Origin of the sequence: Ochrobactrum chromiisoli (assembly GCF_026241335.1) — a bacterium.
Lineage (GTDB): Bacteria > Pseudomonadota > Alphaproteobacteria > Rhizobiales > Rhizobiaceae > Brucella > Brucella chromiisoli.
Genome location: NZ_JAPHAV010000001.1, coordinates 852,923 through 878,871, shown reverse-complemented (window position 1 = coordinate 878,871; position 25,949 = coordinate 852,923). Strand labels below are relative to the sequence as shown.

Sequence of the window (25,949 nt, the reverse complement as noted above, 5' to 3'; positions counted from 1 at the left end):
TTCGTAGTGTTAGGTCGTGTGGAGTAATTTTGCGTGACAAATGATCAGTTCCGCGTGCTGGAAGAGATTTCAGCGAACCGGAGCCAATCACATTCAAGAGCTGACAGCAGCAAAGCAGACGACCTTCTGGGCGCTGCAATAGCTGCGTTTGCCTCCATCACACGCCCCAGCCGTCACGATGCGCATCAGCTTGAAGATCTGGCATTTCCGCTCATTGAACGCGCAACCACACGCGGAAAACGGCAAGCCGCCCACGCACTTGCTCAGATTGAAGACGCGCCGCGCCGGCTCATTCTTTCGCTTGCAAGCGAGCCAGTCGAGATTTCCGCACCAATCCTTCTGCGTTCGCCGGTTTTGCGATCCGAAGATTTGCTCGACATCATCGCCAAGAATGGGCTGGACCATGCCCGCGCTGTTGCTCGCAGGCAGTCTGACGACCCATTGCTGAAAAATGTTCTGCGCAGCTTCGATGATCCGGCAATCAATCGATTGCTGGCCCTGCAGGAAAATCTCGCGGGCCTTGAACCTGAAAAAACCGTCACGTCAGAATACACAATTGAAAAGCCGGATGACGGCTCACCCTTTGCGTCATCGCTTTCGGGTACAAGCGCACTCTGGGCACCTGAATATCTTATCGATACGGCTTTGCTCATCGATGATCAGATTTTCCGGACGGCGCTGGCCGATTCGCTTGATGTATCTTTTGAGCGCGCCGATCACATTATCGGGCAATGGCCGCAAACACATCTGCCTATCGCACTGCGCGCACTTGGAATATCCGCTTCGGAATGTTTCATGATCATGTCAACGCTTTTGGGGCCGATTGCAGCCAGTCGCGATCATTTGCGCGAATTCGTTCAGATGTATCGTTCGATTGACCGCGAAAAAGCTGTCATGCTCGTGCGGCGCTGGAAGGCTGATGACATGTCGAAACTGTTGCGCAGCAAGTTGCGCGAGATGGCGACTGCCGCGGATGTAAATACCGCTACAGCACGATCAAACTTATAGATCATCCGGTGAAATAGAAAATAGATTTGCCGGATCAGCCAGATCTTCCAGTTCAACCAACCAAAGATCTGGATCAAAGCGAATTTCGCGCTCCATGCGCTCCCCTGCTTTCAGAGCATCCACCTCGTGGAGAATGCGCAAAAACATGCGTTCTCCATCATCGTCTTCATCATAAGACGTCTGCGGTGCGGGCGAATATAGATCACATGTTCCAAGGCGCGAACTGACTTTGATGAAGATCGCACCGGCCTCTTTGGAGCCGCGACGCGCGAGATAGGCAAATCCGCCCTCGCCCTGCACTCTGCGGATTAAAGCCGACACCCAGAAATCAGATGTAACACGCATCAGCTTATCAACCCGATTTCGCGCATCTTGGAAATCAGTGCAGCATCGACTTCTCCCGTGACGCGCAGGTTGAACAATTTCTGGAATTCGCGAATGGCATCCTGCGTCGACTTACCGGGAACCCCGTCAACGCTCACTTTTTCATTGCCGAAAGCTTTAAGGCCCGCCTGCACGCGGACAATATCCTGAGAGGAAATCCTTGCCTGCTGCTCAATGGCCGGTGCCGATGCCGCATGCTTCTTTTGCGGCGCTGGTTTACGCTCCAGCGATGCAAGATCGGGCGCGCGATTTGCTGTTTCACTGACTTTCAACACGGCAGGTTCGGGACGCGGTGTCGGTATGGCCAGATCGATAACCTTTGCAACATCATCTTGCGATGGCGTTTGTGCCGAAGCATTTTGTGCAGGAACACCGAGCTTCTTCTGAAGTGCCTGCCACCGCTCAATTGCCTCACGCGTCTGGGGGCCGGTGAAGCCATCGACAGCGCCTTGATAAATACCAAGCGTCAACAATCTTTGTTGCAATCGCGCGATCTCCAGATCGGCATTTGGTGCAAGAGCGGGCAGCATTTCATCAATAGAGCCTGTCACTTGCAGGCGATCAGGCGACAATTCTGCGCTCTCCGCCACTGATTGCGACGGCACTGTCTGTGGTGTTTCTATGCTGGCAGTTTCATGCTTTTTATCAACAACCGTTCCAGGCAGCACCGCACGTGGCGTTGCCTTGAAAACAAAATTCGCACGGGTTTTGAAAAACACGGCATTATGCGCTTCTGGCTGATACCAAAGCGCATTGGCCGAAACAAACCCCATCACCACGATAAACGCTGTGGCTCCGCCTGTAAGCACAGGATTGCGCACGATGACATTGCCAGCGAAAATCGCCAGCGCGGAAGCCGAACTGAAGAAGAACTTGAGCAGACGGCGACCGAGGCTATGCCGTTTTGCGGGCTTGCGCGTCGATCCGCTCTGGGCTTTGTTCCCGGTTTTCGTCTTTCTGCCAGTCATTATTCCGTTCTCCCTGGTGACGGTGCATGTCAATAACCGTGCCAAGTTGCTGTTGATCTTCTTCTCCCAAAGCGCCCGGTTCGAGCAGTTTTTGTGGGCCTGCAACCGGAAGGTGGACCGTTACGACCGTTCCTTCGCCCACACAGCTTTTAATTTGCATCGAGCCTTGATGCAGTTCCACCAGCCCCTTGACCACCGAAAGGCCAAGGCCGCTGCCCTCTTGCGCGCGCGTATAGTGATTGTCTGCGCGCACGAATGGCGCCCCGATGCGCTGCATATCTTCCGGTTCAATGCCAATGCCGGTATCAGAGACCACGATTTCGAGATGTGGACGCCCATTGATCATTACACGCGCAGCATCGATCGTGACGCATCCACCGGTTTGCGTAAATTTCACGGCATTGGCTGCAAGATTGATCAAGATTTGCTGTAGCGCACGGCGATCCGCCACCAGATCACCGGTGCTCGCATTCACACGATGACAAAAAGCGATGCCCTTTTTCTCGGCCTGCGGCAGCATAACAGCCGCACACAGTTCAGCCACTTCCCTGAAATTAATATTCTGTGGCTCAATGCCGTAAGTGCCAGTTTCAAGCTTTGAATTATCAAGCACAGAATTGACCAGCTCGAGCAGATAATGGCCCGACTTGTGAATGAGACCAGCATATTCGCGCTGTTTTTCATTCTGCAACTGGCAACCCATTTCGTGCGAGAGCATATCCGAAAAGCCGATGATCGAATTGAGCGGCGTGCGCAGTTCATGGCTGACGGTTGCAAGCAAACGTCCCTTGCTGATCCGTTCCGCTTCAAGCTGCGCTTTCAGCGCATTGATTTCTTCAAGCAGCTTATGTTCGCCTTCGAGCGAACGGCCGACCAGGGTGATAATGCCGTTGCTGGCAGCACCTTCCATACGGAAGGCTAGAAAAACCGGAGTGCCGTTTTCCAGCATGCGCAGACGAATATCCGCTGGCTGTGATGCATGTCCTGAACGCAGGTCCGCCAGAAGCGACAAATATTGCACGCGATCTGCAACATGGATCCGATCAATCAACGCAACGCCTTCAAGATTGTGTGGCTGCACGCCCAGCACTGCTGCGGACTGCGCATCAACTTGAGTGAGAACGCCCTCGATATCCAGACAGAGTCGCACACCGCCTTCCGCGACCACAGGTTGATGCTGCACAAGCGGCTTTGATTGAAGTGCAGATTTAATCGCAAAACTGCGCGCTATAAGGCTCATCATATAAAGTATCAAAATGATCAGCGATGCGGGTGCAACAGATATGCCACCTTTAAGCGCAAAGAAACTTAAAACGCAGGCGCTCAAGCCAGTCGCTGCAAGCACAGGCGGAATCTTACGGCTGACAAACCATATTTCCAGCGGCAAGGCTGCTGCCATTATCCAAAGCGCGACGTTGCTGGCATTTAGAAACATTGAAATTGCGGCAAGACCGGCGCCATAGGCCAAGAAATTCAACGCTCCAAGTGCTGCAACGCTCAGACCCATGAGGCTGAGCGCGCATAGAATCATCGCAAAGCCAGCAAAACTTGCGGCAAGAACAGCAATGGCTGCAAAATCTGTCGTTAAGCCCGATGCGAGCACGGCTGCAAACAGAAGGGTGGGCATGAGCATAAATGAGCCGACAGTGCGAAGCGCTACGGCATCCGATTGGTCAGTCCAACGCTGGCAGAAACGTTCGTGAAAACGCGCCAACGTCTGCACCTTCGTGCCGAGAATCTGTGCTGCGTTCAAAAGAATGGCGTTCAACTTGCCTTACTCACTCAATACTCGCTCGGTTTATCCATCGCGGAAGAACCTCTGGAAGCCAGAATGCAGGTGAGGCTTTAAAGAAACGATAAAACGAAGCCATCTTCAGCAACTTGATGCAGAATCTGACGGTTCGGCGCGGGTGTTTTTTCGCTATGGTAAACAGATGGTGGATATGGGCAGTCCCGATTGCCTTTCAAGGCGCGCCACAATCAGGAGTAAGACACCAGCGATTCTTGCGGTTACGGAATCTTTTCAAATTACGTAGACAATGCCATTACCAATCCCGGCCAACAAACTCCGAGCGTAATGATCCGTTTTCTCATCAAATCCGTATTCTGGTTGTCGCTGGCATTTATTGTCATGCCGCACTTCTTTCCTGCGGACAAAGAAAACACGTCATCTAAAAATGCTGCTTCGGTTGAAGCAATGGCAAAGCCAGACTCCATCAATCAACTGCTTGCAAACGGCAAAACGGCATTGGAAGTTGGAAAGCTCTGCGCCAACAATCCTGCATTGTGCGAAAATGGCACGTCTTTGCTTTCAAGTGCAGCCAGCGGAATCCTACACCGCAGCGGCAGTATCCTCGAATATCTGAGTGATCGCATCGGCACAAAGCATGAGATACCTGCTGCCACTGTTACAAAGCAGGAGCCGCTGACAGAGCCTTCAAAGACGTCTCTCCAGACCATTCCGGTCCCCACGCCGCGTGCAAGCGCATTGCGAGCGCAAGCGAGATGAACGAAGCCCGTGAATGCAGACAGAGCCCAGAGCACATCCTGAAAAGTGCGAAACAGTTTTCCGTGACCTTGGCGGCTTTTGTCCCTATATAGATGGCTTATCCAAGATTTTATTCAGGCGAATGTCATGACCACCACGATAGACAGCATTATCTCCGACTTCGAATTTCTCGACGATTGGGAAGACCGCTACCGCTATGTGATTGATCTTGGAAAAGAATTGCCTGCCTACCCGGAAGATGCCCGCGATGCTGCACACAAGGTGCAGGGCTGTGTCAGTCAAGTCTGGCTCAAAACCATTCCACATGAGGGCGATGACCCGATTGTGGAGTTTCTGGGCGATTCAGATGCCCATATCGTGCGCGGGCTAGTGGCCATTGTGCTAGCCTTCTATTCAGGCCGCAAGGCATCGGAAATCGTCGCATCCGATCCCGAAGACCTGCTTAAGAAGCTCGGACTGGATGAGCATTTAACGCCGCAGCGTTCTAATGGCCTTCGCTCCATGGTGGCGCGTATTCGCAGGGATGCAGAAATTCTCCGTGTTTCAGCTTAACAGTTTTTCGACTGTAAGCGCGGCTGAGAGCAGCTCTTTATCAGCGCCATTGCGTGCGCTCATCATCAGGCCTGCCGGCATCCCTGAAACAGGCATCGGCAATGTAATGCTGCAAAGATCGAACTGATTGGCAATCTGCGTATTGCGCAATAACAGTTCTTCAACCCGATCATATTCGGCAGGGTTTCCACTGACCGATGCGATGGTTGGTGCAACAATCGGCGTTGTTGGCGCGATGGAAAAATCAATGTCGCGCAGCCGCTGATCCATTTCTTCAATCAGCTTCAACCGTGTATCCATTAGCTGGTTATAGGCTGCATTGGAGACGTTAAGACGCTTTACAAGCGTATGTTTTACCCTCTCATCGACGTTCGCGTCAGGGTCTTTCAGCCAAGTTTGCGCATGAACACGGCTCGCTTCAATACCGGCAATTGAGCCAATGCGGGTCGCTTCGTAAAAGGCAAGAATAAGATCATCCAGTTCAATTCTTACAATGCGTGCTCCGGCTTTTTCGAGCATGCTCACCGCCAGATCAAAAGCGGTCGCGACCTCCGGCTGCATGTCGTGCAGCAAAAGGCCAGCAGGCAGCCCTACTCTTCGCCCCTCCACAGACGCAAAAACAGGCAAAACCGGGCTATCGCCTGCCATTACCGCATCGACAAGAATGCAGTCGCTCACGTTTTTCGTTAAAGGGCCAATCGAATCAAGCGATGGAGCGAGCGGAAAGGCACCTTGGAGCGGAATGCGTTTTGCGGTCGGCTTGAAACCGACCAAACCATTGAGTGCCGCCGGAATGCGAACGGAACCGCCTGTATCAGAACCAATCGCAATTTCACTGGTGCCCTGCGCAACAGAAACCGCAGCACCGGACGACGACCCTCCCGGCACACGTGTTGGATCGGCGGCATTTGCCGGAACGCCATAATGCGGATTGAGCCCCACTGCGGTGAACGCAAATTCCGTCATGTGGGTCTTGCCGACGATGATGGCACCCGCAGCTCTCAGGCGTTGCACAATAATCGCGTCCGTATGCGCAGACGCAGCCGTTTTGCGAATGACGGAGCCAGCCAGCGTTGGCTCTCCTTTCACATCGAACAGGTCTTTGATCGAAACGATCCGGCCATCAAGCGGACCAAGAACACGCCTCTCTTTCGCACGTTGCTCAGACGCGCTGGCCTCAAGACGCGCCGTCTCCTGATAGACAACACTGAAGACGCACTCATTTTTCGCGCTCGTCTCAAGCTCTTTCAGAATTGTCTCCAGATTTTGCCGACAGCTTTGCATTTTCGTTTCCATATTCAAATTGCGATCAGCCCTTTGCCGGGCTTGCAGTCGGGCGATAGTCATCAGAACCCCAATGCAGAATCACCGGAGATCGGCATTCTTTTGCGAGTTGTGGATTATAATGTCGGTGTAGCATAGAAAGTCCCATTTTCAGCAGCATTTTGCCAGAACGCACCGGCCACTGTCGTTCCCGCTCTACCGTTTCAAGTCCTTTGAGAAAGCAGCACACATCAATCAGTACGCCGCTTAATTCGGGTCCAACGGCATCCAGCGCCCGCTCCACGCGCATCCGGCTTGCCAGCGCAATATCGGTGAGTTCCGCCATCCCACCCGGCCCCGAACGCGTGGAACCAGAAACCCCGACATCCCAGCGCGCTGACATGGATGGCATCATAGCGCCACGGGTAAAATCGGCCCGTAATCTCTCGCCTGCGCGAAATTCATCTTCACAAATGAAACTTCCACCATCTGCGTTGCGAAGACGATAAAGTTTCGCAAGCGGAGATTCAGACAGGTTGATTTCAACCTTTTCACCGTGCTCAGTCTCAACGGTTTCTGTCTTGCGCACAGGTTTTGGATTTTTCGCCGCAGTCTTGCGCGTATAGCCTGAAATCACCAAGCGCTCGCCTTCGCAAATCACAATGCCGCGCTTTTGCATTGCATCCAGTTCGACACGCGTTACGGCTATATTTCCCTGCTCGCCAACCAGCAAAACATGTGTTTCGCGGACCGAATCCTGCATCTCACAGCCACCCTGCCTGAGAAAACGAATGATCCGGGCTTCGGACGTCGAATATGTTGTGCTCATGCTGCCATCCTCCACGCCGAGAACCCTTGATTAACAACCTTTTCCAGCGTCGCAACCACAGCGTCGTAATCCTCATCATCACGCCTGTCCTCCACGAGGTGGCAGGCATACATAACCGTCGTACGATCGCGGGCAAAACCGACAGCCACCTCACGCATCACCATTCCGAATGAAGTATGTGCGAGATACATTCCCAATTGTCGAACCTGTGCCACTTCTCTCCTGCATCGCAAAGGCGAACGTAATTCTGCGCCACTGACAGCGAAATAAGCAGACAATAAATCGATAAGCGCATCACAGATTTCCACGTTTTTCTCCTGACGCCTGCGCCCCAAAGCAGGACCGGAATTATCCGGGTTAAGCGTTCGTCCGTGTCGCGCTGCAATGACTCGTAAAGCTTCTACAGCTTCTGCGCGGGTATGGATGATATCCGAAAATTTCAGAGACATTCATCTTTCCTCACCATTATAGGAATATGTTCTTATAATGAGGATTCTGCAAGTGGGGATAAGTTTATTGAAGCACTAAGACACTTCATTATCCAGAGATTTTATCAAAAAATAGGAATTTTATCCAACAGCCGTCAAAGACGGTGATCCTATCATCGGTACGCATCACGAACCCATGAAAGATCACCAAATGGAAATTGTTCTTCGTAAAGCCTGCCAGGCATTTCTGGCAGCACGCAGCCAGGAGCGTATGAACTCCATGCAGCGCATCGCACTACAGATTATCGCCGGTATCGATATGGATAATCTCTTGAGCGCCCCGCAAGACCAACAAAAACAAGCGCAAAGCAAGCTTATCCGGTTGATTGAGCGCGAGCGCCTGAAGGGCGTCAGCGGCCACTGGAGCTACGATCTCAACAGACATATCGCTTTGAAGCAGGCGCTCGACAGGCTTGGCGGAGAAATAAATACAATGAAGAGAAAGACCGTATCAGGCATAGCGAGATAAGCGCTCGAATAAAATTCAAATAAAAATAGCCCGGCATATCAATGCCGGGCTACACTCAACCTGTTTTACAACACGTAACGAATTAGAGCTCCGATCTGATTAAACAGATCAAAGCTCTAAATTTTTCTATTTGAAGCACAATCTTAACGACCTTCGCTTCGCTCCGGTCGGATTATGCTCTAAATTATGCGTCCTTAGGCTTACGGCCCAGACCCATCTTCTTTGCAAGGCGCGAACGTGCTGCAGCATAGTTCGGAGCAACCATTGGATAGTTAGGATCAAGATCCCACTTTTCACGATACTGCTCAGGAGACAGGCTGTAATGGGTCATCAGGTGACGCTTCAGCGACTTGAACTTTTTGCCGTCTTCGAGGCAAATAATGTAATCATCATGAACCGATTTCTTCGGATTTACGGCCGGCTTTGGTTTTTCAACAACGACAGGCGCTTCTTCACGAGCAACGTGGCTCTTGAAAGCAGCATGTACTTCTGAAATCAGGAGAGGCAGTTCACTTGCGCGAATAGAATTATTTCCGACATAAGCTGCAACAACATCAGCAGTCAGGCTGAGAAGCAATTCTGCGCTCTCATCGTAAACTTCAGAGTTTTCCATTTTATTTCCTTTTTGGTCGTCTTAGCATCAAACAGATTATGGCTCTCAAAAACCTGAATGCCGTCTGCGCGAATTTCTTATCCCCACCCCACCTTACAAACGATGCAATTAACAATGAATAGTGTCATTTGCAATAGAATTGTCAAACCACATTACATTAAAGTGGCCGGTTTCTTCTTATGTCATTAAATACAACATAATTATTCCCGGACTCAGGCCATCAAGTTGACTGAAAACACACAGACAGCGCTGCTTTCAGCGCCATAATTTATTCGTATTGCTGGGCGGAAATGGAAAATTGTGTTGGCGCGCCCTTAAGTTGCAGAGCACTCATAAGCAATCATTTTTTTGTGATAAGTCTTTTACCATAAGCTAGAACAAATATCATTCTGCACGTGAGACCCTGAACAAGGAGTCTGGCAACAAAAAGGCCAGAGTACAATATATTTTGATTAAATAAACTCGCATTCAACGGTGTCACCAACTATATATTCGCCATACGTACATCAGCAGATTGAGCCCGATTAGCGTAGACAAGATTTATCAGTGGGTTGAAGCACTTACCCCGGAGCGCGCTTTGATCAGATTGAATCACATCAGTGCTCTAAACTGACAAGAACCAACTGGCAGTCTTACACTGCAATACGCCAAAGAGAGGACAAAACCATGTCAAGCTCTACCAGTCAGAGAAGCAATCTTAAGGTTGTTAAGACTGATGCCGAATGGCGGGAACAGCTCACGCCCATTCAGTATCAGATCACACGCCAGCACGGCACAGAACGCGCTTTTTCAAGCCCGAATTTCGACAGTTCGCTGCATGGAACCTATCGATGCGTTTGTTGTGATCGTCCGCTCTACAAGTCGGAAGCGAAATATGAATCAGGCACTGGCTGGCCAAGTTTCTATCAGCCGATTGAACCTGATGCCGTTTCTGCATTTGAAGATCATTCCTATGGTATGACCCGCACTGAAATCCGCTGCTCAGACTGCGATGCGCATCTGGGCCACGTCTTTCCCGATGGTCCGCCACCAACCGGCCTGCGCTATTGCATGAACGGAAATGCACTGATTTTCGATCAGGATTAATTCTTGTGTTTAACAGTCCGGAACGGCACAACGGTTCGGACTGATTTCATTTGCTTTTTACTGGATTTTACATGCCACACGACACCAATTTTCCTCAGCCACCAAAAGCACCAAAGCATCCTGCGAGCGATACACGCCATGGCATCACCCGCACCGATGATTATGCATGGCTGCGCGCCGATAACTGGCAGGAGGTCTTCAAGGATCCGTCTGTTCTGGCGCCTGAAATTCATGATCATCTGGAGGCAGAAAACGCCTATCAGACAGCGCTCATGAAAGATACAGAAGCGCTTCAGAAGCAGCTGTTTGCCGAGATGCGTGGTCGCATCAAGGAAGACGATTCATCGATTCCGTCAAAGGACGGTCCCTATGCTTATGGCATGTCGTTCCGGACCGGCGGCGAGCAGCCTTACTTCATTCGAACCCCACGCGATGGCGGTGATGAAACCATTCTGCTCGATGGCGACAAGGAAGCGGAAAATAAAGCTTATTTCCGCCTCGCATCCGCCGATCATTCGCCCGATCACAATCGCTTGATCTGGGGCTATGACGATAAGGGATCAGAGTTCTACAAGCTCAGAGTTCGTGATCTCAGCACCATGTCGGATCTCGAAGATATTCTGTCGGATACCAACGGCGGCGGAAGCTGGGATGCAGACAGCAAAGGTTTTTTCTATACCTTGCTGGATGAAAACCATCGCCCCTCCAAGGTCTTTTACCATGAAATCGGCACTGAACAGTCGCAGGATAAGCTGATCTATGAAGAGAAGGACGCCGGTTTCTTCCTCGGTGTTGGCGGTTCTGCACTGGATGATTTTATCTTTATCGATATTCACGATCACGAGACTTCGGAATGCTGGCTGTTGCCAGCCAACGATCCATCTGCCAAACCGCAGTTGATCATGGCGCGCCAAACGGGTGTTGAATACGATATCGCGCCCGGCGGCGATGAGTTCTTCATTCTGACGAATGTTGACAGCGCCAAAGACTTCAAGATCATGCGCGCGCCCGCATCGGCACCGCAACCAGAAAACTGGGAAGAGCTGGTTCCAGAAGTACCGGGACGCCTGATCTTGTCGCATTCCGCCTATAAGCGGCATCTGGTCTGGATGGAACGTGACAATGGCCTGCCACGCATCATTATCCGTGATCGCGAAACCGGTGAGCAGCACGCGATTGCATTCGACGAAGAAGCCTATTCGCTTGGCCTGCATGGCAGCGCGGAATATGATACAGATGTTATTCGCTTCTCCTATTCTTCGATGACCACGCCTGAGCAGCTGTTTGATTACAATATGCGCACGCGTCAGCGCACGCTGCTCAAAACGCAGGAAGTCCCATCAGGCCATAATATTGCTGACTATGTGACACGCCGCGTCCTTGCTCCGGCAGCGGATGGCGAGTTGGTGCCTGTGTCGCTGATCTATCACAAGGATACAAAGCTCGACGGTTCGGCCCCTTGCCTGCTTTATGGCTATGGTTCTTACGGCATCACCATCCCAGCAAGTTTCAGCACCTCGCGCCTGTCGCTTGTTGATCGTGGCTTCGTCTATGCCATCGCGCATATTCGTGGCGGCAAGGACAAGGGTTTTGCCTGGTACGAAAACGGCAAACGTGAAAAGAAGACCAACACGTTTACGGATTTCATTGCGGCAGCAAAACACCTCGTCAGCGAAGGCTTTACGAGCCATGATCGCATCGTCGCGCATGGTGGTTCGGCAGGCGGCATGCTGATGGGTGCGATTGCCAATATGGCACCGGAAGCCTTTGGCGGCATCATCGCGGAAGTGCCTTTTGTCGATGTTCTCAACACCATGCTCGATGATACACTGCCGCTGACGCCGCCAGAATGGCCGGAATGGGGCAATCCGATCACCTCGGAAACCGATTACCGCAACATCGCGTCCTATTCGCCTTACGATAATGTCCGCGCGCACGCCTATCCGCGCATTCTGGCAGTGGCTGGTCTGACCGACCCGCGCGTTACCTATTGGGAACCTGCCAAGTGGGTTGCGAAACTGCGCGAGCTTAAGACAGACGAGCACCCAGTTCTTTTCCGCATCAATATGGATGCTGGACATACCGGTGCCTCAGGCCGGTTCTCTCGACTGGAGGAAGTCGCTTACACCTATGCTTTTGCGCTGAAAGCAGTCGGAAAAGCTTAGCGGCCTTATTTATAATCACTCCCGGCAAATCAATTGCCGGGAGTTTTTATTGAGCTTATATTGTCTAGATCAATACACGCGGAGATCAGTTCATGCATCGCGCATTTTTGACCGCTCTCATTGCTTTTCCTTTGTTGGCCCCAGCAACACAGGCTGGAGCTCAGGTGCGCAAAAATGTCAGCGAATATGCGGGGCAGCGTTGCAACACGCCACCACGCGGCAGCGGTATCATTGTCGGTCAGTTCAGCGGTGTGGACGATTCGCCCTTTATCAGTGACGGTGACGGGCGCGTGCCGATTGATCGCTACCGCTGTTTCACGACAATGGCAGAGTGCAAAGGCTGGCTCTATACCATGCAAAGCAAGTACACGAGTGCCGGAGCGGCAACGGTTGTGCGCTGTACAAAGCGGTAATCAGCGACTGGATGGATAGCCGTTTGAATGCGCCGGAATGGTTTTGAGATAAGCAGCAATCGCATCGCGATCGGCATCTGTCAGGTGCGCCATATTGGTTACAACATCCGCCATTGATCCACCGAGTGAATCAAAATCAGGTGTGAAGCCGCTTTGCAGTGCATAGGCGATATCATTTTCACTCCAATCACCAATACCACCCTCTCCAGAAGTAATATTGGGAACCACACCCTTGCGACCGTCGCTGCCCGTTTCAGGCGACAGAGCACCGGCCATCCATTGCGTATCATCAAGCCCGCCAATGACAGTGCGCGGCGTATGGCACTCGCCACAATGACCAAGCGCTTCGGTCAGATATTGACCGCGCTTGACCTGATCAGATGCATTTGCGAGTTCTACAACTGGCTTGTCGGACAGATAAAGCTGCTTCCAAAGCCCCAACCCACGACGGATATTGAACGGAAATCCGAGCTTATGCGGTGCCGTCACATTATCAGACGCAGGCAAAGTCTTCATATAGGCAAACAGGTCTGCCACATCCTGCGGCTGCATTTTTGCGTAAGATGTGTAGGGAAAAGATGGATAGAGATGCTCCCCTGCCCGCCCTGTTCCTTTGAGCATTGCATTGGCAAAGTCGTGCAGGGTCCAATTGCCAATGCCCTCTTCTGACGGAGAAATATTGGGTGCAATGAAGGTACCAAAATCCGAAACCAATTCGTGGCCCCCGGCGAGTAGCTTTCGGTCCTCATCTTTTGCTTCGGGCGCCGCATGACAGGAAGCGCAGCCCCCTGCCCAGAACACCTGCTCGCCCTTTGTAACATCACCCGGCTGCAAGGATGCGATCACCGACTGATCCACCGTCTGCGGCGTTGTCAGCATCCAAAAGGAGGCTGCACCAATGATGATTACAGCGCCTGCGGCATATGCGATTTTACGGGCCATTGTTGTGCTGATGTTAATTCTTCTTCATCCGATAGGCCTGATGGCAGGAACCGCAATTGGCTGCAACCTGCTGAAAGGCTGGCTTCAAAGCATCAAGATCAGCAGGTTTGGCCGCGAGCGCTGCGGCTGCGTCAGAGCGAAATTTTTCAACGTGCTTGACGAAGTCTTGCTTGTTTTCCCAGATCTTTGGCGAAGCTTCCGTGTCACCCTGATCAGAACCGGCTGGGAACAAGGCATCAACGTCAAACTTCTTCGCATCAGCGTTGATCTTTTCAAGGGCTGCGAGAGCGGTTACAGCATCAAAAGGCTTATCACCCTTCACCATCGGTGCGAGCTGTCCAACAGAACGCCCCATATCCTTCATGATTGCCTGACGGTCTGCAATCGCATCGGCATGGGCTGCGCCGGCGGTCAAAAGAGCCACTGAGCTGATAGCCAGAAAAAATGAACGCATACGGTCCTCCGCAGTTGAAAATGGATGAAAATCACCCCTATGCAAATATCTGATACGTTCACCGCCTTTGCAACAAGCGCACCTAATAAATGGTGACAATAATAAACAACATGCTGATATTATATCGAATATTACAATATATTCACGTTAACGTGAAAATCATGATTAAAATACTATTGTTTAAGCACTCTCAGCGTTGCGGTCTAATCTATGGGCGAGCACCCATAATCATGAATGCAAAAATCATATTTTATGCAATTCTTGATCAGCAAATAAAAACCCCGCTTTCGCGGGGTTTAAAGCTCATTATGAAACGGCAGATTATGCCTTTTCGTAAAGCTCCAGGACATAATCCCAGTTGATCAGGCTGTCCACAAAAGCTTCGAGGTACTTCGGACGCGCGTTGCGGTAGTCGATATAGTAGGAATGTTCCCATACGTCGACGCCGAGGATTGGCGTTGCGCCGTGAACAAGCGGGCTTTCACCGTTTGCAGTCTTCGAGATTTCAAGCTTGCCATCTTTAACCGACAACCATGCCCAACCCGAACCGAACTGACCAGCGCCAGCAGCGATAAAGTCTTCGCGGAACTTGTCGTAACCGCCGAGATCGGATTCGACTGCCTTTTCAAGCTTGCCTGGCAGCTTCTTGCCGCCGCCGTCTTTCTTCATCCAGTTCCAGAAATGGAGATGGTTGTAGTGCTGGCCAGCATTGTTGAAGAGTGCCTGATTCTTGCCGAAGCTTTCCTTGACGATCTCTTCGAGGCTCTTGCCTTCGAGGCCGGAACCTTCAAGCAGCTTGTTACCATTGGTAACATAAGCCTGATGGTGTTTGTCGTGGTGGAATTCGAGCGTTTCGCGCGACATGAACGGAGCAAGTGCGTCATAATCGTATGGAAGGGCGGGCAGTTCAAAAGCCATTGGAACTCTCCTCTTTGTCTTTCAGCTTACAACAGGCAGCGACTGGGGGCAGTGTGAATACATGCCCGAAAACTTGCGTGCGCAATCTACATAGGCCGCAACGGTTCATGCGGCAATGGCGCATGTTCTAAATTTGCCATGCAACTCGATGAATTTTTATTGAAATTGCATAAGGATAGAGGCCATTCTATTTTTTTGAGATAAATGCCCAAAGGGAGAAAACCGGTGTCCTATAGTTCCTATGTTTTCGACGCTTATGGCACATTGTTCGATGTGCATTCTGCCGTGCGTCGTTATGAGGAAAAAGCAGGACCGGATGGGGCGGCTTTTTCCCTGCTCTGGCGCACAAAGCAGCTCGAATATTCGTGGACACTGAGCTTGATGGGCGAATATCGCGATTTCTGGAAGCTCACGGAAGAAGCGCTTGATTTCGCCTTTGCACGGTATCCGTCCGTCGACCCGACGCTTCGCAGTGACCTGCTTGAGGCTTACTGGAAACTGGACTGTTACGAAGAAGTCCCTGCGGCCCTTAAAAGCCTGAAAAATCGCGGTGCGCGGTTGGCTATTCTGTCCAATGGTTCGCCTGCCATGCTTGAAGCCGCCGTCAAATCATCCGCCCTTGATGAATTGCTGGATGATATCATCTCTGCCGATCGTGTGAGACGATATAAGACGTCGCCATCTGTCTATGAACTCGTCACAATGCAGTGGCGGCTTTATCCGTCTGCCATTTCATTTCAATCGTCCAATCGCTGGGATGTGGCAGGGGCTGCGCGATTCGGAATGCGTGCAGTCTGGATCAACCGATCCAATCAACCAGACGAGTACAGGCACTATCCTCCCGCTCTCATCTTACCGAGCCTGCAACTGCTCGACTGAAACTCACCCAAACTTGATCAATCCAAATTGAGTGACAATGGCCTGTTGCGGCCAAAGTTGTGTCGCAACGGCAACACACGCCCCATAGCGGCCTATCAGCCACTTTTAAGCCTTATTATGAACCCCTGGCGGTCACATTTATCGGGCGTTTTGCGACCAATAAATGCGGAACGAAATGTCTGTAGCATCGTTATCGCCGCGTAATTTGTGACCATAGCAACGGGTTGGTCGCACTTAATTAACCCTGACCGTTGTAGTTATATCCACAGATCCTCCCGCCACCAAAATGGTTTTCATATGCAAACGACTCTTACCCGCCGTTCTTTTCTGACGGCCATGACAGCAACAGCGGCGGCCGGCCTCGCCGGTTGTGCTCAGTTGGGGCAGAATGTTCCCATCATTGATGTCGATGCCAATGGCAATCCTATCAACAAGACACCGCAAGCCAATGTCGACGCTTCTTACGGAAGCTGGGCATCCATGTATGCAGCTGTTGAAGACAACGGCTATCAGCTTCCGGCTATTCCGATCCAGAAAATGGACAAGCGCTATCTGCGTCAGGTTGTTCAGGATCCAACGGGCGAAATGCCGGGCACAATCGTCGTCGATACGGCCAATCGCTTCCTTTATCTGGTGCTCGGCAACGGTCAGGCAATGCGCTACGGCGTCGGCATTGGTCGTGACGGCTTTGCATGGTCAGGCCGCGCTGTTATTCAGTACAAGCGCGAATGGCCACGCTGGACGCCACCGGATGAAATGGTTGCGCGTCAGCCAGAACTCGAACCCTATAGCTCGCGCAATGGCGGCATGGCTCCGGGTCTCAAGAACCCGCTCGGCGCACGCGCGCTTTACATCTTCAAGGATGGCAAAGACACAATCTACCGCCTGCACGGCAATCCGGAGTGGTGGTCAATCGGCAAAGCCGTTTCTTCAGGCTGTGTACGTCTGATGAACCAGGACATTATCGATCTTTACAACCGCGTTCCGCCAAAATCACCAATCGTGGTGATCTGATACAAAAAAGCCCGGAGTTTTCTCCGGGCTTTTTTACTTCACCAGCGTTTAGCGTTTAAAACTGCCCAAAATGCCACGCACCAATGCGCGGCCAAGCGATGTGCTCACGGAACGTACCACGGACTTCATAGCCGTTTCAGCGACCGTCTGACGACCCGACCGGCGACCACCCGTCCCAAATGCGGTTCCCATAATTTCGCCGAGAAGACCGCCACCTTCACCGGATTCCTCCTGCTTGGCCTTCTGCTGCGCGTCTGCTGCGGCCTGCGCTTTTCGCGCCAGCATTTCAAAGGCGGAATCGCGATCGACAGCCTGATCATATTGACCGGCAACCGGGCTTGCCGCGATGATCCGGGCGCGCGCTTCAGGCGTTAATGGGCCAATCTGCGAAGCTGGCGGGCGGATCAATGTGCGCTGTACCATTGAGGGCACACCCTTCGCCTGCAAGGTCGAAACAAGCGCTTCACCCGTTGCGAGATTGGTAATCGCCTCAAACGTCTTGAAATCTGGGTTTGGACGGAATGTATCCGCAGCGGTCTTCACAGCATTGGTTTCGCGCGGTGTATAAGCACGAAGCGCGTGCTGCACACGATTACCAAGCTGCGCGAGCACCGTTTCCGGCACATCAAGCGGGTTCTGTGTTACGAAATAAACGCCGACGCCTTTCGAGCGAATGAGGCGCACCACCTGCTCCACGCGATCGACAAGTGCCTTCGGCGCTTCATCAAACAGCAAATGCGCTTCATCAAAGAAGAAGACGAGCCTTGGTTTATCGGGATCCCCCACTTCCGGGAGCTCCTCGAACAATTCCGACATGAGCCAAAGCAGAAACGTCGAATATAGACGCGGGCTCATCATCAGCTTATCCGCCGCAAGCACACTGACAACGCCACGACCATCTGTCGTGGTGCGCATCAAATCCGCGATTCGCAGCGCTGGTTCGCCAAAGAATTTTGAGCCGCCCTGCTGGTCAAGCACCAGCAACGAACGCTGGATCGCACCAACGGAGGCTTTGTTGACATTGCCATATTTGGCCGAAAGCTCCGCTGAACGCTCAGCCATTTCTGTAAGAATTGCCTGCAAATCTTTCAGATCGAGCAGCAGCAGACCTTCTTCATCGGCCAAACGGAAAGCGACGTTCAAAACGCCTTCCTGCGCGTCGGTCAGGTTCATCAGCCGTGAGAGCAGCAGCGGCCCCATTTCGGAAATCGTCGCACGGACCGGATGGCCCTGCTCACCAAATATATCCCAGAAAATGACCGGCGATGCCCGCATTTCATATGGATCAAGCTTAACTTCTTCGGCGCGTTTGCTCAAATTATCATTGAGCACGCCCTTCGCGGCAATGCCGGACAAATCACCCTTGATATCCGCACAGAAAACTGGAACGCCTGCCGCCGAAAAACTTTCGGCCAAAACCTGCAACGTAACCGTTTTACCCGTACCCGTCGCCCCCGTAACAAGGCCGTGCCTGTTACCATATTTCAGCGCCAGATATTCGGGCTGCTGATAAGAATCATCTGGTTTGCGGCTTGCACCAAGGAAAATGGCATCGTCGACAGTCATCAGGCAGGTCGCTCCGTAAAAGATCTACTGACATCAGGTTATACAAGCACCATCGCGCTGCAACAATGATTAAGCGGATTTTCTGCTTTGCTGTTTAATTTCACGGCGCTAAGTTTTTAAAAACAGAATTATTTTAAGCCATGAAAGCTTGCAAAGTCCCGATGACAATGCATATTACGTAAACGTAAGATTTTGGGAGACTTTCTATGGATGAACTGATTGCACGCATCACCTCCAATGTTGGCATTGATGCGGCAACGGCGGAGAAAGCCGTTGGTATGATTTTGGCATTTCTGCAAAAGGAAGGTCCAGCCGACAAGGTTCAGCAGCTGATCGCAGCTTTCCCCGGCGCGGAAGAAGCCATTTCGCAGGTTAAGGGCGGCGGACTCCTGTCCGGCCTGATGGGTGGTGTTATGGGCCTCGGCTCGCAACTCATGGGTGCTGGCCTCGGCATGGGTGAAATCTCTGGCGTTGCCAAAGAAACCATTCGCTTTGCAAAAGAAAAGGCTGGCGATGAACCTGTAGACGCCGTGATCGGTGCAATTCCGGGTCTCGGACAGTTCATATAAGCTCTTATTGTAAAACAAAGGTCCCGGTCTTCCGGGACTTTTTTATTTTTTTTGTATGACTTTTACGCCGACATGTTTTGACCGGCCTGCGCCCCAGCCATTAATCGCAGCGCCAAGGCCAATCAAAGCAAAAAAGAGGCCGCAGGCCGCAAAACTACCCGTCGCACTGTGAATCAGTCCAACCACCAGCGGTCCGACGGAAGCCAGTGTATAACCAATGCATTGCGCCATACCGGAAAGATGCGCCGCCGTATGCGAATCCGGCGAACGCAAGACAATCACCATCATGGCCGCAGCGATAAGACCGCCCTGCCCGAAGCCCTGAATGATCGCAAGCAACCAGAAACTCCATTGCGGCAGATAAAGAAAGCCAATCAGCGGGAGTGCTGCGCTCATGCAAAGCACAACATTGAGCAGGCTTTGGCTTTTCTGCCTCACCGCAATCGACGGGATTGCCAGACAGGTGATGACCTGCACCATAATGGAGAATGAAACCAGCCCTCCGGCTGCGGTTGCGCTCAGTCCCTGTTCACGCAAAATCGGTGCGAGCCAGCCAAAAACCACATAGGCCATAGAAGACTGAAGCCCCATGAACAGCGTGACTTGCCATGCAAGCTTGTCTTTCCACAAGCCCATAACCTTAAAGCCAGAATGTGCGACATTGTGTTTTGCGCGCAAGGCTTGTGGCAACCAAAGTGCCAAAACAAGCGCTGCCGGCAAAGCCCAGAAGGCCAGAGCCAGGTTCCAAGAACCACCCAGCATATGCTCAATCGGAATGGTGAAACCGGCCGCTGCTGCCGCGCCGCCACAAAGCGCCATTGTATAAAGCCCGGTCATGATAGCTGCGGTTTTTGGGAAATCGCGTTTCACCACGCCCGGCAGCAACACATTGCCCGTAGCAATTGCGGCGCCTGCAAGTGTCGCGCCTATGTAAAGTGATGCTGAATTTCCGATGCCGCGTATCGCCGTACCAATCGTCAAAGCGACAAGCACAAACAACAGAACTTTTTCAGCACCGAAGCGCTGCGCAAGGCGCGGCGCAAAAGGCGCGAAAACCCCGAGACAAACCACCGGCAAGGTCGTCAAAACACCTGCCGCCACACCCGACATACCAGTTGCGTCGATGATTTCAGGCAACAGCACGGACACGCTGGAGAAAACAGGCCGCAGGTTTGCCGCGATCAGAACAAGGCTCAGGCCAAGAAGGATACGCAGCGCTTTGCTTTGCTTTTCCGGCTCAGGCGGTTGCGGCACGCTGTCTGTTTCAGCATCAACCAGTGAGGCCTCAGCCGCAGGGTTTGTGTGGCTCATATCGCCAGCACCTTTCATTTCAATCTCATCACAAGACAGCGGTGTACTACATCGTACACCTGGAGCAATAGCTTAAACATTGTGATAAATACCGCTATGAAGCTGCTTGCCGCATTCCGTTAACATTTTTAACGCAATGTGGCGGGTAAAATTTCAGACTTCGCAATCGGGTGCCGCATGATCAATCTTTACTGCCTTAATGGAGATCATCTTGAACGTGTCGAGGTAGAGCCCGGCACGCCTTTGCCTGATAATATTATCTGGATTGATCTGCTCGCACCGGGCGTCAATGAAGATCACGTCGTTGAAGCATGGACCGGCATCTCGATTCCTACCCGCGAAGACATGACGGAAATTGAAGAATCGAGCCGATTCTACATGGAAAATGGCGCGCAGTATCTGACGGTGCCGATCCTTCATGCGGTCGATCTGGATCACCGTGAGCTCGCACCCGTTACATTCGTCCTTTACGGGCAAAGACTGGTCACTGTGCGCTATGCCGATCCCAAATCAGTCAGCATTTATATCAACCGCGCGACCAAACCCGGAAATGGTCTGATCCCGAACGCCAAATGCTCCGGTCTTTCGATCATGCTTGGCATTATTGAGGCAACCACTAACCGTCTGGCGGATATACTGGAAAGTGTTGCTGGCAAAATTGATGCAGCCTCACATTCGATCTATCGCCGCCAACCAAAGGCGCGGCCAATGACGACAGAGGATTTCCGGAATATTCTCACGCAGATCGGCGGACAGGGTACGTTTCTATCGCGAATGCGGGAAAGTCTTGCTGGCGTCAGTCGCATGCTTGTCTATCTGTCTGCGATCAACAGCCCTGTTGCGACCAAAAAAGACACACGTTCCTGGATCAAATCGCTGGAGCGCGATACACAGTCGCTCGTCGCTTACGTGGATTTTCTATCCAATAAAGTTACGTTCCTGCTTGATACGATTGTCGGTCTAATCTCTGTCGAGCAAAACGCAATCATCAAGATTTTCTCAGTTGCAGCCGTGGGCTTCATGCCGCCGACACTTGTCGCATCCATCTACGGTATGAACTTCTCGTTCATGCCGGAGCTGCATTCGCAATGGGGCTATCCGATAGCGCTGGGCCTGATGGTGGCCTCAGCGCTTCTGCCGCTGTTCTATTTCCGCCGAAAAGGGTGGCTGTAAATCATATCTTGAAAGCCAGAATCTCCCAGTCCTTGCCATTGATCTTCAAAACATCGCCCACCGGCTTGCCAAAAAGCATGATGGCCACAGGCGAAACGTGGGAAATTTTGCCGCTGGCTGGGTCGGCCTCGTCTTCGCCAACAATGGTCCATACCCGCGTGCCACCATCATCGAGGTTTTCCAGCTCCACCGTCATGCCAAAGCGCACAACATCGCTATCCGGCTCGGGCACGGATAGTTCTGCTGTTTCGCGACGTGACGTCCAGTAGCGGAGATCACGCGAAAGACGGGCAATTGCCGAACGCTCTCCTGCAATATTCGCCTCTGCCAGTTCGCGATGAAGACGCGCAAGCTCGTCTTCAATCATCTTCAGGCCATTGGCCGTGACGAGATTGCGATGCGGACTAATGGGACGTTCGCCGAGATCCGTCGGCGCGTCATCCTGTTCTTTGGTGAAAGCTCTGCTCATCGTCTGAATGTATCCAGAGCCACTATTTCCCGCAAGCCCACAGATTTGGCCTCATACGCGGCGAAATTAATTCGCATTTTTCTGCATCAAGAGTTTTTATTGATTGATCAGTCAATCAAATATAAAATGCATTCAAACTCACCCTCAACCCGGATGACGATTATGCCCAAAATCGGGATGGAGCCTTTACGGCGGCGCGAACTGATCGACGCTGCCATTCGTACAATCGGCCAGCGTGGTTCGCTGGACGTGACGGTTGCGCAGATTGCGCATGAAGCCGGCGTTTCGCCTGCGCTCGCGCATCATTATTTTGGCGGCAAGGACAAGCTTATTCTCGCCACCATGCGCCATTTGCTGCGTGAGCTGGGTAGCGATCTGAATGCGGCTGTGAAACTTGCGGAAACCCCGCATCAGCGTTTAGCAGCAATCATTGCCGTCAATTTTTCGGCGTCACAGTTTGCGCAGGAGACCATTGCAGCCTGGCTGACTTTCTACGTCCATGCGCAGCAGTCCGAAGACACAAGACGGCTTTTGCGCATCTATGCGCGCCGCCTGCATTCCAATTTTGTCTTCGCGCTGGAGCAACTCACCAGCCGCGAGCGTGCAAACCGTATTGCGGAAGGTGCCGGTGCACTGATCGATGGGCTTTATATCCGCCACGCCCTCGGCGCCGATGCGCCCAATGCAGATTCAGCGATTGCGCTTGTCGAAGATTACATCGCTGTTCAGCTTGCGGCGGAGAAATAAAAATGGAAGCGGATTTCGTTATCATCGGCTCAGGTTCCGCTGGCTCGGCCCTTGCCTATCGCCTGTCGGAAGACGGCCAGCATTCGGTCATCGTCATCGAGTTCGGTGGCCCGGACATTGGTCCGCTGATCCAGATGCCTGCCGCCCTCTCCTTCCCCATGAATATGGAAACCTATGACTGGGGCTTTTCAACAGAAGCTGAGCCACATATCGGTGGGCGTCGTCTGGTGACACCACGTGGTAAGGTGGTCGGCGGCTCATCATCCATCAACGGTATGGTCTATGTGCGCGGCCATGCACGCGATTATGATCATTGGTCGGAAAGCGGCGCACGCGGCTGGTCCTTTGCGGACGTACTGCCTTACTTCAAACGGATGGAAAACTCCCACGGTGGGCAGGAAGGCTGGCGCGGCACCCATGGCCCGTTGCATATTCAGCGTGGACGTCGCGACAACCCGCTGTTTAAGGCCTTTGTTGATGCAGGAAAACAGGCAGGCTTTGAAGTCACAGACGATTATAATGGCGAGAAGCAAGAAGGCTTCGGTCCGATGGAGCAGACGATTCATAATGGACGTCGCTGGTCTGCTGCAAATGCCTATCTCAAACCTGCGCTCAAACGCCCTAATGTAAAGCTCGTCAAAGGACTGGCGCGCAAAATCGTGATGGAAGGCAAGCGCGCCGTGGGTGTTGAGATCGAAGCAGGCCGAAGCTTCTCGACCATCCGCGCGCGGCGCGAAGTCATCATCGCCGCATCGTCTATTAATTCGCCTAAGCTGCTGATGCTTTCGGGCATTGGCCCAGCTGCGCAGCTTAAAGAACACGGCATTGAAGTGCTGGCTGACCGGCCCGGTGTTGGCCAAAACCTGCAGGATCATCTGGAAGTCTATATCCAGCAGGAATGCACGCAGCCGATCACGCTCTACTCGAAACTCAACCTGTTTTCCAAAGCCATGATCGGGGCACAATGGCTGTTCTTCAAAACTGGTGACGGCGCGACAAACCACTTTGAATCTGCCGCCTTTGTGCGTTCGAAAGCGGGTGTCGAATATCCGGATATTCAATATCACTTCCTGCCGGTCGCTATCCGCTATGACGGCAAGGCAGCAGCAGAATCCCATGGCTTTCAGGCACATGTCGGACCAATGCGCTCAAAATCGCGTGGTAGTGTGACGCTTCGCTCTGCCAATCCACGCGAAAAGCCACGCATTCAGTTCAATTATATGTCGCACGAGGATGACTGGGCCGATTTCCGTCATTGCGTGCGGTTAACCCGAGAGATTTTTGGGCAGGATGCGTTTGCATCCTATCGTGGTGCAGAAATCCAACCCGGCGCGCATGTTCAATCGGATGATGAGATCGACAATTTCATTCGCGAGCATGTGGAAAGTGCATTTCACCCTTGCGGAACCTGCAAAATGGGATCAGTTGACGATCCAATGGCCGTGGTTGATCCTGAATGCCGGGTTATTGGCGTTGAGGGATTACGGGTCGCGGATTCGTCCATTTTCCCGCGTATAACCAACGGCAATCTCAACGGCCCGTCGATCATGACCGGCGAAAAAGCGGCAGATCACATTCTGGGTCGCACGCCTTTGGCAAGGTCCAACCAAGAGCCATGGATTAACCCGCGCTGGGAAATATCTGATCGCTAATGAACTTCGAGGAGAATAGTATGAAAGTTCAACCCAAAGCCTCGCATTTCATCGGTGGTGCATTCGTGGACGATAAAGCTGGCAAGCCGCTTTCAGTCATATATCCGGCAACGGGCGAAGAAATTGCAAAGCTTTATTCAGCAACACCGGACGTCATCGAGAGCGCCTATGCAGCAGCATTGAAAGCGCAGGGCGAATGGGCGGCACTCAAGCCCGTAGAGCGAGGCCGCATTTTGCGCCGCACGGCTGAAATTCTGCGCGAAAAAAACAAAAAACTCTCCAAGCTTGAGACACTTGATACCGGCAAAGCGCTACAGGAAACACTGGTAGCGGATGCTGCGTCAGCCGCCGATGCACTGGAGTTTTTTGGCGGTGTCATTTCCGGGTTCAATGGTGAATTCGTGGAGCTTGGTGGCTCGTTTGCCTATACACGTCGCGAAGCGCTCGGTATCTGCGTTGGGATCGGCGCATGGAATTATCCAATCCAGATCGCCGCATGGAAATCCGCGCCAGCACTCGCCATGGGCAATGCCTTCATCTTCAAGCCATCGGAAAACACCCCTCTTTCTGCCCTCGCGCTGGCGGAAGCCTATAAGGAGGCTGGCCTCCCCGACGGCCTGTTCAATGTGGTGCAAGGTTTTGGCGATGTCGGTGCCGCACTTGTCAATCACCGTCTGACAGCAAAGGTTTCGCTGACTGGTTCGGTTCCGACCGGCAAAAAAATCATGTCGCAGGCTGGCGAACAGCTCAAACATGTCACGATGGAGCTTGGCGGGAAATCGCCGATCATCGTTTTTGATGACGCCGATATTGAGAGTGCCATTGGCGGCGCGATGCTGGGTAATTTCTATTCGACAGGACAGGTCTGCTCCAACGGCACACGTGTTTTCGTACATAAAAACATTCAGGACGTCTTTATCGAACGTCTTGTTGAGCGCACCCGCAAAATCCGCATTGGCGACCCTCTGAATGAAGCAACCCAGATGGGTCCGCTCGTCAATGGCGCGCAACGCGACAAGGTTCTGTCCTACATTGAAAAGGGCAAAGCCGAAGGTGCCACGCTCGCCTGTGGCGGCGGCATTCCAAAAATTCAGGGCTTTGATAAAGGCTATTTTATTGAGCCAACGGTCTTCACGGGTGTTACCGACATGATGACCATTGCGCGTGAGGAAATTTTTGGTCCAGTCATGAGTATTCTGGAATTCTCTGACGAAGAAGAGGTGATCGCGCGTGCCAATAATAGCGAATTTGGCCTGGCGGCAGGTGTTTTCACCGCTGACATCGCCCGCGGTCATCGCGTGATTGGCCAGATCAAGGCAGGCACCTGCTGGATCAATGCCTATAATCTTACGCCGGTCGAAGTACCTTTTGGCGGCTATAAACAATCGGGTTTTGGCCGTGAAAACGGCATTGCAGCATTGACCCATTATAGCCAGATCAAGACCGTCTATGTGGAAATGGGCAAGGTCGAAAGCCCTTATTAAATCTGACGTGACGCATTCTATATT

At 52.3% G+C, this 25,949-nt stretch carries 27 protein-coding genes; 14 read left to right on the top strand and 13 right to left on the bottom strand.

Features of this window, described 5'->3' with window-relative positions:
* Positions 1 to 33: 33 nt before the first annotated feature.
* Positions 34 to 1,008 (top strand): DUF2336 domain-containing protein, encoded by a 975-nt coding sequence (locus OPR82_RS04200; RefSeq protein ID WP_265983185.1) that lies wholly within the window; start codon positions 34 to 36, stop codon positions 1,006 to 1,008.
* On the opposite strand, the gene OPR82_RS04195 is transcribed toward OPR82_RS04200, so the two are convergent.
* The 3 genes from OPR82_RS04195 to OPR82_RS04185 are packed head-to-tail and all read right to left on the bottom strand — an operon-like array spanning position 1,003 to position 4,128.
* Positions 1,003 to 1,353 carry a DUF1491 family protein gene (locus OPR82_RS04195; RefSeq protein ID WP_265983184.1) on the bottom strand — a complete coding sequence of 117 codons (351 nt, stop codon included), beginning with the start codon at positions 1,351 to 1,353 and terminating at the stop codon, positions 1,003 to 1,005. The two genes, OPR82_RS04200 and OPR82_RS04195, sit on opposite strands and share 6 nt — an antisense overlap.
* Positions 1,353 to 2,360, bottom strand: a complete 1,008-nt coding sequence (locus tag OPR82_RS04190) for a peptidoglycan-binding domain-containing protein (RefSeq protein ID WP_265983183.1) — start codon at positions 2,358 to 2,360, stop codon at positions 1,353 to 1,355. The genes OPR82_RS04195 and OPR82_RS04190 overlap by 1 nt, the downstream gene beginning before the upstream one ends.
* On the bottom strand, positions 2,287 to 4,128 hold the full coding sequence (locus OPR82_RS04185; RefSeq protein ID WP_265983181.1) for a sensor histidine kinase: 1,842 nt from the start codon (positions 4,126 to 4,128) through the stop codon (positions 2,287 to 2,289). Before OPR82_RS04185 ends, OPR82_RS04190 begins: the two co-directional genes overlap by 74 nt.
* 309 nt (positions 4,129 to 4,437) lie before the next feature.
* Here OPR82_RS04185 and OPR82_RS04180 point away from each other — a divergent pair, with 309 nt between their 5' ends.
* Complete coding sequence (locus OPR82_RS04180; RefSeq protein WP_265983180.1) at positions 4,438 to 4,869, top strand: hypothetical protein; 432 nt, start codon at positions 4,438 to 4,440, stop codon at positions 4,867 to 4,869.
* Between the two features lie 126 nt (positions 4,870 to 4,995).
* Positions 4,996 to 5,421 (top strand): SufE family protein, encoded by a 426-nt coding sequence (locus tag OPR82_RS04175; protein ID WP_265983179.1) that lies wholly within the window; start codon positions 4,996 to 4,998, stop codon positions 5,419 to 5,421.
* Here OPR82_RS04175 and OPR82_RS04170 read toward each other — a convergent pair.
* The 3 genes from OPR82_RS04170 to OPR82_RS04160 are packed head-to-tail and all read right to left on the bottom strand — an operon-like array spanning position 5,413 to position 7,956.
* Positions 5,413 to 6,705: an amidase gene (locus OPR82_RS04170; RefSeq protein WP_265983178.1), complete on the bottom strand. Its 1,293-nt coding sequence runs from the start codon at positions 6,703 to 6,705 to the stop codon at positions 5,413 to 5,415. The genes OPR82_RS04175 and OPR82_RS04170 overlap by 9 nt on opposite strands.
* A gap of 25 nt (positions 6,706 to 6,730) precedes the next feature.
* Positions 6,731 to 7,513, bottom strand: coding sequence for a DUF6456 domain-containing protein (locus OPR82_RS04165; protein WP_265983177.1), 783 nt, complete (start codon positions 7,511 to 7,513; stop codon positions 6,731 to 6,733).
* On the bottom strand, positions 7,510 to 7,956 hold the full coding sequence (locus tag OPR82_RS04160; RefSeq protein ID WP_265983854.1) for a helix-turn-helix domain-containing protein: 447 nt from the start codon (positions 7,954 to 7,956) through the stop codon (positions 7,510 to 7,512). The genes OPR82_RS04165 and OPR82_RS04160 overlap by 4 nt, the downstream gene beginning before the upstream one ends.
* A gap of 196 nt (positions 7,957 to 8,152) precedes the next feature.
* Here OPR82_RS04160 and OPR82_RS04155 point away from each other — a divergent pair, with 196 nt between their 5' ends.
* Positions 8,153 to 8,470, top strand: coding sequence for a cytoplasmic protein (locus OPR82_RS04155; RefSeq protein ID WP_265983176.1), 318 nt, complete (start codon positions 8,153 to 8,155; stop codon positions 8,468 to 8,470).
* 184 nt (positions 8,471 to 8,654) lie between these two features.
* On the opposite strand, the gene OPR82_RS04150 is transcribed toward OPR82_RS04155, so the two are convergent.
* Entirely contained in the window at positions 8,655 to 9,083 is a 429-nt protein-coding gene (locus OPR82_RS04150; protein ID WP_265983175.1) for a MucR family transcriptional regulator, read from the bottom strand.
* A gap of 666 nt (positions 9,084 to 9,749) precedes the next feature.
* On the opposite strand from OPR82_RS04150, the gene msrB reads away from it, so the two are divergent.
* The 3 genes from msrB to OPR82_RS04135 all read left to right on the top strand — a co-directional run bounded on the left by msrB (position 9,750) and on the right by OPR82_RS04135 (position 12,747).
* A complete protein-coding gene (gene msrB, locus OPR82_RS04145; RefSeq protein ID WP_265983173.1) occupies positions 9,750 to 10,169 on the top strand; it encodes a peptide-methionine (R)-S-oxide reductase MsrB in 420 nt (139 codons plus the stop codon).
* 71 nt (positions 10,170 to 10,240) lie between these two features.
* A complete protein-coding gene (locus OPR82_RS04140; RefSeq protein ID WP_265983172.1) occupies positions 10,241 to 12,334 on the top strand; it encodes a S9 family peptidase in 2,094 nt (697 codons plus the stop codon).
* A 92-nt stretch (positions 12,335 to 12,426) separates the two neighbouring features.
* Entirely contained in the window at positions 12,427 to 12,747 is a 321-nt protein-coding gene (locus OPR82_RS04135; protein WP_265983170.1) for a hypothetical protein, read from the top strand.
* Here the strand turns inward: OPR82_RS04135 and OPR82_RS04130 are convergent, their stop codons facing one another.
* The 3 genes from OPR82_RS04130 to OPR82_RS04120 form a co-directional block, all read right to left on the bottom strand.
* Entirely contained in the window at positions 12,748 to 13,689 is a 942-nt protein-coding gene (locus OPR82_RS04130) for a cytochrome c (protein WP_265983168.1), read from the bottom strand.
* Positions 13,690 to 13,702: 13 nt separating this feature from the next.
* Entirely contained in the window at positions 13,703 to 14,143 is a 441-nt protein-coding gene (locus OPR82_RS04125; protein WP_265983166.1) for a c-type cytochrome, read from the bottom strand.
* 321 nt (positions 14,144 to 14,464) lie between these two features.
* Positions 14,465 to 15,061, bottom strand: coding sequence for a superoxide dismutase (locus OPR82_RS04120; protein WP_265983165.1), 597 nt, complete (start codon positions 15,059 to 15,061; stop codon positions 14,465 to 14,467).
* 225 nt (positions 15,062 to 15,286) lie between these two features.
* Here OPR82_RS04120 and OPR82_RS04115 point away from each other — a divergent pair, with 225 nt between their 5' ends.
* Together OPR82_RS04115 and OPR82_RS04110 are read left to right on the top strand one after the other, a co-directional pair.
* On the top strand, positions 15,287 to 15,940 hold the full coding sequence (locus OPR82_RS04115) for a haloacid dehalogenase type II (protein WP_265983163.1): 654 nt from the start codon (positions 15,287 to 15,289) through the stop codon (positions 15,938 to 15,940).
* A 297-nt stretch (positions 15,941 to 16,237) separates the two neighbouring features.
* Positions 16,238 to 16,954, top strand: coding sequence for a L,D-transpeptidase (locus OPR82_RS04110; RefSeq protein ID WP_265983161.1), 717 nt, complete (start codon positions 16,238 to 16,240; stop codon positions 16,952 to 16,954).
* Positions 16,955 to 17,002: 48 nt separating this feature from the next.
* Here the strand turns inward: OPR82_RS04110 and OPR82_RS04105 are convergent, their stop codons facing one another.
* Positions 17,003 to 18,520, bottom strand: a complete 1,518-nt coding sequence (locus OPR82_RS04105) for a helicase HerA-like C-terminal domain-containing protein (protein WP_265983160.1) — start codon at positions 18,518 to 18,520, stop codon at positions 17,003 to 17,005.
* A gap of 206 nt (positions 18,521 to 18,726) precedes the next feature.
* On the opposite strand from OPR82_RS04105, the gene OPR82_RS04100 reads away from it, so the two are divergent.
* Positions 18,727 to 19,089 carry a DUF2267 domain-containing protein gene (locus OPR82_RS04100; RefSeq protein WP_265983158.1) on the top strand — a complete coding sequence of 121 codons (363 nt, stop codon included), beginning with the start codon at positions 18,727 to 18,729 and terminating at the stop codon, positions 19,087 to 19,089.
* 42 nt (positions 19,090 to 19,131) lie between these two features.
* Here OPR82_RS04100 and OPR82_RS04095 read toward each other — a convergent pair whose 3' ends face one another.
* Positions 19,132 to 20,400, bottom strand: coding sequence for a CynX/NimT family MFS transporter (locus tag OPR82_RS04095; RefSeq protein ID WP_265983853.1), 1,269 nt, complete (start codon positions 20,398 to 20,400; stop codon positions 19,132 to 19,134).
* Positions 20,401 to 20,577: 177 nt separating this feature from the next.
* Here OPR82_RS04095 and OPR82_RS04090 point away from each other — a divergent pair, with 177 nt between their 5' ends.
* Entirely contained in the window at positions 20,578 to 21,573 is a 996-nt protein-coding gene (locus OPR82_RS04090; RefSeq protein WP_265983157.1) for a magnesium transporter CorA family protein, read from the top strand.
* 1 nt (position 21,574) lies between these two features.
* Here the strand turns inward: OPR82_RS04090 and OPR82_RS04085 are convergent, their stop codons facing one another.
* Entirely contained in the window at positions 21,575 to 22,042 is a 468-nt protein-coding gene (locus OPR82_RS04085; protein WP_265983156.1) for a GreA/GreB family elongation factor, read from the bottom strand.
* Positions 22,043 to 22,204: 162 nt separating this feature from the next.
* Here OPR82_RS04085 and betI point away from each other — a divergent pair, with 162 nt between their 5' ends.
* Genes betI through betB form a run of 3 tightly spaced genes read left to right on the top strand, consistent with a single transcriptional unit; the run spans position 22,205 to position 25,925 of the window.
* On the top strand, positions 22,205 to 22,789 hold the full coding sequence (gene betI / locus OPR82_RS04080; protein WP_265983155.1) for a transcriptional regulator BetI: 585 nt from the start codon (positions 22,205 to 22,207) through the stop codon (positions 22,787 to 22,789).
* A 2-nt stretch (positions 22,790 to 22,791) separates the two neighbouring features.
* The gene (betA, locus tag OPR82_RS04075) at positions 22,792 to 24,441 is read left to right on the top strand and encodes a choline dehydrogenase (protein WP_265983154.1); all 1,650 of its coding nucleotides are present in this window, start codon (positions 22,792 to 22,794) and stop codon (positions 24,439 to 24,441) included.
* Between the two features lie 20 nt (positions 24,442 to 24,461).
* A complete protein-coding gene (gene betB / locus OPR82_RS04070) occupies positions 24,462 to 25,925 on the top strand; it encodes a betaine-aldehyde dehydrogenase (protein ID WP_265983153.1) in 1,464 nt (487 codons plus the stop codon).
* Positions 25,926 to 25,949 lie beyond the last annotated feature (24 nt).

Coding starts and splice junctions, on each gene's coding strand:
- OPR82_RS04195 (WP_265983184.1), bottom strand. CDS start 1,353: ATGCGTGTTACATCTGATTTCTGGGTGTCGGCTTTAATCCGCAGAGTG.
- OPR82_RS04190 (WP_265983183.1), bottom strand. CDS start 2,360: ATGACTGGCAGAAAGACGAAAACCGGGAACAAAGCCCAGAGCGGATCG.
- OPR82_RS04180 (WP_265983180.1), top strand. CDS start 4,438: ATGATCCGTTTTCTCATCAAATCCGTATTCTGGTTGTCGCTGGCATTT.
- OPR82_RS04175 (WP_265983179.1), top strand. CDS start 4,996: ATGACCACCACGATAGACAGCATTATCTCCGACTTCGAATTTCTCGAC.
- OPR82_RS04170 (WP_265983178.1), bottom strand. CDS start 6,705: ATGCAAAGCTGTCGGCAAAATCTGGAGACAATTCTGAAAGAGCTTGAG.
- OPR82_RS04165 (WP_265983177.1), bottom strand. CDS start 7,513: ATGAGCACAACATATTCGACGTCCGAAGCCCGGATCATTCGTTTTCTC.
- OPR82_RS04155 (WP_265983176.1), top strand. CDS start 8,153: ATGGAAATTGTTCTTCGTAAAGCCTGCCAGGCATTTCTGGCAGCACGC.
- OPR82_RS04150 (WP_265983175.1), bottom strand. CDS start 9,083: ATGGAAAACTCTGAAGTTTACGATGAGAGCGCAGAATTGCTTCTCAGC.
- msrB (WP_265983173.1), top strand. CDS start 9,750: ATGTCAAGCTCTACCAGTCAGAGAAGCAATCTTAAGGTTGTTAAGACT.
- OPR82_RS04140 (WP_265983172.1), top strand. CDS start 10,241: ATGCCACACGACACCAATTTTCCTCAGCCACCAAAAGCACCAAAGCAT.
- OPR82_RS04135 (WP_265983170.1), top strand. CDS start 12,427: ATGCATCGCGCATTTTTGACCGCTCTCATTGCTTTTCCTTTGTTGGCC.
- OPR82_RS04130 (WP_265983168.1), bottom strand. CDS start 13,689: ATGGCCCGTAAAATCGCATATGCCGCAGGCGCTGTAATCATCATTGGT.
- OPR82_RS04125 (WP_265983166.1), bottom strand. CDS start 14,143: ATGCGTTCATTTTTTCTGGCTATCAGCTCAGTGGCTCTTTTGACCGCC.
- OPR82_RS04120 (WP_265983165.1), bottom strand. CDS start 15,061: ATGGCTTTTGAACTGCCCGCCCTTCCATACGATTATGACGCACTTGCT.
- OPR82_RS04110 (WP_265983161.1), top strand. CDS start 16,238: ATGCAAACGACTCTTACCCGCCGTTCTTTTCTGACGGCCATGACAGCA.
- OPR82_RS04105 (WP_265983160.1), bottom strand. CDS start 18,520: ATGACTGTCGACGATGCCATTTTCCTTGGTGCAAGCCGCAAACCAGAT.
- OPR82_RS04100 (WP_265983158.1), top strand. CDS start 18,727: ATGGATGAACTGATTGCACGCATCACCTCCAATGTTGGCATTGATGCG.
- OPR82_RS04095 (WP_265983853.1), bottom strand. CDS start 20,400: ATGAGCCACACAAACCCTGCGGCTGAGGCCTCACTGGTTGATGCTGAA.
- OPR82_RS04090 (WP_265983157.1), top strand. CDS start 20,578: ATGATCAATCTTTACTGCCTTAATGGAGATCATCTTGAACGTGTCGAG.
- OPR82_RS04085 (WP_265983156.1), bottom strand. CDS start 22,042: ATGAGCAGAGCTTTCACCAAAGAACAGGATGACGCGCCGACGGATCTC.
- betI (WP_265983155.1), top strand. CDS start 22,205: ATGCCCAAAATCGGGATGGAGCCTTTACGGCGGCGCGAACTGATCGAC.
- betA (WP_265983154.1), top strand. CDS start 22,792: ATGGAAGCGGATTTCGTTATCATCGGCTCAGGTTCCGCTGGCTCGGCC.
- betB (WP_265983153.1), top strand. CDS start 24,462: ATGAAAGTTCAACCCAAAGCCTCGCATTTCATCGGTGGTGCATTCGTG.